The organism is uncultured Thiodictyon sp. (assembly GCF_903828115.1).
Classification (GTDB): Bacteria; Pseudomonadota; Gammaproteobacteria; order Chromatiales; family Chromatiaceae; genus Thiodictyon.
This window is the reverse complement of the sequence record NZ_CAIKKU010000186.1, coordinates 1-4819: the sequence shown is the minus strand read 5'-3', so window position 1 is coordinate 4819 and position 4819 is coordinate 1. Positions and strand designations below refer to the sequence as shown.

6 protein-coding genes are annotated in these 4819 nt (G+C 60.6%); 4 read left to right on the top strand and 2 right to left on the bottom strand.

The annotated features are described in order from the left end of the window. Window positions 1-192 (bottom strand): hypothetical protein (locus tag QZY48_RS06620; protein ID WP_295429278.1); only part of this gene is annotated, 192 nt, incomplete at its 3' end. 50 nt (window positions 193-242) lie between these two features. Between QZY48_RS06620 and QZY48_RS06615 the strand changes: the two genes are divergently transcribed. The 4 genes from QZY48_RS06615 to QZY48_RS06600 all read left to right on the top strand — a co-directional run bounded on the left by QZY48_RS06615 (window position 243) and on the right by QZY48_RS06600 (window position 4279). Continuing rightward, the gene (locus QZY48_RS06615) at window positions 243-521 is read left to right on the top strand and encodes a type II toxin-antitoxin system ParD family antitoxin (RefSeq protein ID WP_295429275.1); all 279 of its coding nucleotides are present in this window, start codon (window positions 243-245) and stop codon (window positions 519-521) included. A gap of 35 nt (window positions 522-556) precedes the next feature. Then, window positions 557-844 (top strand): type II toxin-antitoxin system RelE/ParE family toxin, encoded by a 288-nt coding sequence (locus QZY48_RS06610; RefSeq protein WP_295429272.1) that lies wholly within the window; start codon window positions 557-559, stop codon window positions 842-844. Between the two features lie 1633 nt (window positions 845-2477). Next, on the top strand, window positions 2478-3614 hold the full coding sequence (locus QZY48_RS06605; RefSeq protein ID WP_295429270.1) for an AAA family ATPase: 1137 nt from the start codon (window positions 2478-2480) through the stop codon (window positions 3612-3614). Continuing rightward, window positions 3611-4279 (top strand): DUF4276 family protein, encoded by a 669-nt coding sequence (locus tag QZY48_RS06600; RefSeq protein ID WP_295429268.1) that lies wholly within the window; start codon window positions 3611-3613, stop codon window positions 4277-4279. Before QZY48_RS06605 ends, QZY48_RS06600 begins: the two co-directional genes overlap by 4 nt. 81 nt (window positions 4280-4360) lie before the next feature. Here the strand turns inward: QZY48_RS06600 and QZY48_RS06595 are convergent, their stop codons facing one another. Beyond that, window positions 4361-4612 (bottom strand): hypothetical protein, encoded by a 252-nt coding sequence (locus QZY48_RS06595; protein WP_295429266.1) that lies wholly within the window; start codon window positions 4610-4612, stop codon window positions 4361-4363. Between the last annotated feature and the right edge of the window lie 207 nt (window positions 4613-4819).

The window sequence follows — 4819 nt, the reverse complement described above, 5'->3', positions numbered from 1 at the left end:
GCAGCGGAGGCCGACAGCGCCCGCGCCGATTACGAGGACTACCGCGACGCCAACGAGACCGCCCGCGACACCCCGGCGCCCCCGCAACTCCCGCCCGACGACCTCAAGGAACTGAAACGCCTCTATCGACAGGCCAGCCAGAAGTGCCACCCGGACAAGGTGGACGCGGCCGACCGCGACGGGACGGCTCAATGGAAATCAGTAGCAAAATTTACTACCATCGGACCAGGAGGTACTGACCCATGCCAAACGTCGAGAAGCTCAGCATTGCCCTCACCCCCGAGATGGCTGGCTTGGTCCGGGGCGCGGTCGAGAGCGGAGAGTATGCGACCACCAGCGAAGTGGTTCGTGAGGCCCTGCGCGAGTGGAAACAGCGGCGCACGCTCCAGCAACGCGATATCGAGGATCTGCGGCGGTTGTGGGCCGAGGGGCTCGCCAGCGGTCCCGGCCGCTTCCAGGACATGGACGCGATCAAGGCCGAGGCCCGGCGCCGGTGGGACGAACAGCAACGCCCACAATAGAACAAGGGGATAGCCCCCTGGGATAGCCACGCACGATGTCTGTCATTCGTCGCACCGCCAGGGCAGAGGAAGATTTGGTCGACATCTGGATCTATATCGCCCAGGACAACCCCGACGCCGCGGACCGACTCCTTGAAGAGATCGACCGCAAGTTCGTCCTCCTTGCCGAGAATCCCCGTCTCGGCCGCGCCCGTCCTGACATCGCCCCGGAGTTTCGCCACTGGCCTGTCGGGAATTACCTGATCCTTTATCGGTTGCTGCCTGATGGTATCGAGGTCGTGCGGGTCGTGCACGGCGCTCGCCGCCTCGATCGCCTGGTGTAATGCGGATTTCGGCTGGGCGTCACACGGACCAGGCTTTTTTCGCCCCAGAGTCGCCGCACTGCATTTCGCTACCGTGGTATGTCCCCTATTTCCGATCGTAACAGTGACGTGATTGTCAAGGCAGCGCGACCGACGGCGGGCAACGAAAAGTCCGCACGGGGGGCTCTGTGGCGGCCCCCTTCCCCTTGTCCAGGCGCGCGCGTGTCCGGCTCCGTCTGGCCCGGCTTCGAGCGCCCAGGGGCAGGCCCGCATTGCCCTCCCTCGCCCCGCACCGGGTGCTTGGCGGCCCCTCCCACCATGTGCTGGTAGGTGAAGTACCTACCGCGGACGGCTGGCTCTGGGCGCTCCTCAGATCCGAGTCTGAGGGTCCGCCCCCGTGCAGATCCAGGTCACCAACTCCCCGACCGCCAGGCGAGGCCGCCTGTCCGCCACGGAGCGGCGGCGCCGGCAAGGCTGCGCATCGGGTTTGCAAAAAACTGTAAATTCCGTGTCATCTGCCGAATATCTACTATGCTGGGTTGCGTACAATCGCCGAAGACGCGGGTTTGGGCCTTCGCGCGAACGGACAGAAAGCACGGAGTACTGGTATGTGTAATGCGTGGAATCACGCTCCAGGTTGCAACTGCGGATGGGGCGGCGGATGGCATAACGGCGGCTATGGCGGGGGCGGATGGCATGTGGCGGGGGCTGCATCGCAACAAGACTGCTGGTGGGTACCGCACATCCTGCCCACGTACGAAAGCTACACGGTCCCAAACGCGACATGTCCGGTATGCGGAGCAGTGGTGTTCTTTTACCAGTCGCCCCACGGTGGACGGGTCTTCTTCGACGAACTTGGCCCGCCATGGCCCAAACACCCGTGCACTGACAGCCGCAGTGTCCCGCCGAATACCGGCTTGCGGGCGAAGTTGTCTGTTGAACATAGAGCCGGGCCAATCTACGGGTGGCAGAGAGAAGGTTGGGCGCCATTCTTCTTATCGGCCCACACAAGCGTTGATAACTCCTGCTTGGAGATCGTAGGTGACTTCCTGGGGGAGCCCCTCGTCTTGTATGTGCGAAAGGGGGTGCATCCGGGTGGTACCATAGATGAAGACAGCATCGGTCATGCAAGAAAACTGACTGCCCGGCAGTACGAGATGTCGTTTGCGGCCGTTTTTGATCCGATTAGTTTGATCGCCTTCACATTACGAGGCGAAGCGAGGGAGCATAATGCGAGAGTCACGGCGATTGGTCACAGTGCGTAGGTCGGGTTAGGCGCGTGCACCGAACCTTGCTATAAACCGCGAGGTCAAACGCGCCGTAACCCGACAGCAGGCACGCGAATCGTCGGGTTACGCTTCGCTAACCCGACCTACGAACTACCTGGCCTTGGTCATCATTCCGACCGCGGCCTCCAGGGTCCCGGCGGTGCGGTTGGCCGCGACCCGCGCCGTCGCGATCTATAATGCCTGGGCGACGACCCAGGCCGTCAAGCCCCGATCGGGCACTCTCTTTGCGAGCGAGGATTTTTGATGATCGACTTGACCGAATGCTTGAAAATCGCTGGCCGCCCCGATGACCCTGACTCGCTGACACTCCATGCGGCAAGACGTTTTCTCGATGTTCCACCTGCGCATGACCTGAGGTCGGCACAATGCTGAAGAAACTCACGGTGCATGGTTTCAAATCGATCGAGCGGCAAACGATCGCATTGGAGCCGCTGAATGTGCTGATCGGTGCCAATGGGTCCGGCAAGTCCAATCTTATCGATGCTGTTACTTTTTTTCAGGCATCAGCACTCGGTGAACGGGAGGTCCTGGTCAAGCGCATGGGCGGTGCCGGTCGCATCCTGTTTCATGGCAATAAAACGACCAAGGCTTGTTTCTTTTCATGCGAAGCCGCTGAGTTCGCTTACGAACAAACCTTGATCCCGGTTGCCGGAAACAGTCTCGATGTCGCCAGTGAACGCCTGACGATCAGGGAATCGGCAGTGGAATGGTCAGCAGGCGGGACTGACCTCGATGCACTGGAGCGGCAGCTCAAGGAGGATGAGGAGCGTCGGCTCGCGGATGCGGTGGCCACCGGCGAGCTGACAGAAGAAGAGGCCGATGCACAACTTAATGAGTTCCCGTCGGTGCGGTCGTACATCGAGGGCTGGCGACGGTACCACCTGCATGACACCTCGGCGGCTGCCGCCGTAAAGTCCGCTTGTCCCGTCGATGACAATCGTTATCTGCGTGGGGATGCTTCAAATCTTGCCGCCTATCTCTACTGGCTCAGGAAAATGCACCCTTCGGAGTATCGTCGTATCGTGGCGATGGTACGGCTTAACGCCCCCTATTTTGAGGATTTTGTCCTGGAGCCCCAACGACTCAATGAGAAGACGATTCGATTGGAATGGAAGCAGCGCCAATCGGATGCCTACTTCGATGCCGATTCGCTGTCGGACGGCACCTTGCGCTTCATTGGCCTGACTACCTTGCTCAATCAGCCGAAATCGGCCATGCCGAGCCTGATCGTCATCGATGAACCAGAACTGGGATTGCATCCGCTCGCCATTCGTCTATTGGCCGAAATGCTCGATGCCGCCGCGGAGACGACACAGCTCCTGGTGGCTACCCAGTCGGTGACTTTGCTCGATAATTTCCCCATCGGGCAGGTCATCGTGGCAGACCACGACGGTCGCGGCAGCCAGTTCAGACGCCTGCACGCGGATGATTACCAGGCCTGGCTGGAGAATTTCAGCCTGGGTGAACTCTGGGAGAAGAACGTGCTTGGGGGCCGACCGTGACGCGGTTGCTCGTATTAGCTGAGGGCGATTCTGAGGAGTTGTTCGTCCGGGAACTGTTGGCACCGCATCTCATCCGATTCGGCATCTACGCGTTCGCCACCGGGGTGGTGACCAAGCGCCTGGCCGACGGCATGAAGTACGCTGGTGGAAATCATTGGGGCCAGGTGCGCAACAGCCTTCGACCGCTGCTTGGTGATTCCGCTGCCTGGGTGACGACCCTGCTCGACTATTATGGGCTGCCAGAAGAGTTTCCGGGGGTTGCTGAAGCTGCTGCTGCCGGCACAGACACACTCTCCCAGGTGCGGAAGATTGAGACCTCCTTGGTCGAAGCGCTCGGCCACCCCGCGCGCTTTATTCCATTTCTCGCTGTGCATGAATTCGAGGCATGGTACTTCGCCGATCCAGGCCAAGTGGAAAAATTTTATGGCCAGCCTGGAATCGCTCAACGGATGCGGCAGGCGAGCGAAACTGCGGGCGGGCCGGAGTCGATCAACCAGGGTAAGGAGACCCACCCGAGTAAACGCCTGGAAGGCTATGCGATCGGATTTCGTAAGACCGCCGGAGTCGCCGTGCTGAAAGAGATCGGTCTTCCTGCCATTCGCGCGGCCTGCCCACACTTCGCCTGCTGGCTGGCCCGGCTGGAAGCGCTGGGACGGGATACCTGATACCGGAAGCTGTCGATCCGGGCTTTTCGCCCGGCAAACGCATCACGCAGCAAGCGTCCTCCGTGGCGACCGCGAATGCAGTCATTGGAAAAGGCCAAGCTTTTCTAAACCCTGCGGGCGCGCCTTCGGTAACAGGACCTCGGCGGGGGATAGCCCCGTTTCGAGCATCGCCACTTCTTCGTCGGTCGCGCCGCGGATCTGGGAACCGTCGTCGGTGGGTATCACCAGCAGAATGGCACTCGCGTCGATGCTGTTACTCAGCATTGCCTCACTGTGGGTGGTGATCAAGGTCTGTCGGCGATACTTCGCCTGACGCTTGATGCGATCGATCATTGCGGAAACTCAGCCAGTTCTTGAGGCGGATGTGGTCGATTCGCATGGTCTGGAACGCGTATGTTGTTGGCGGAAGGGCGTGGGAGTCGAACCCACCCGGGACCGCCTGACGGCCCCAACCGGATTTGAAGTCCGACGAATTCAACAGTCTACAACAAACCGCAGCAAGGAAAACAGGACTTTAGGGCGTCTCGCTTGTTGCCGTTG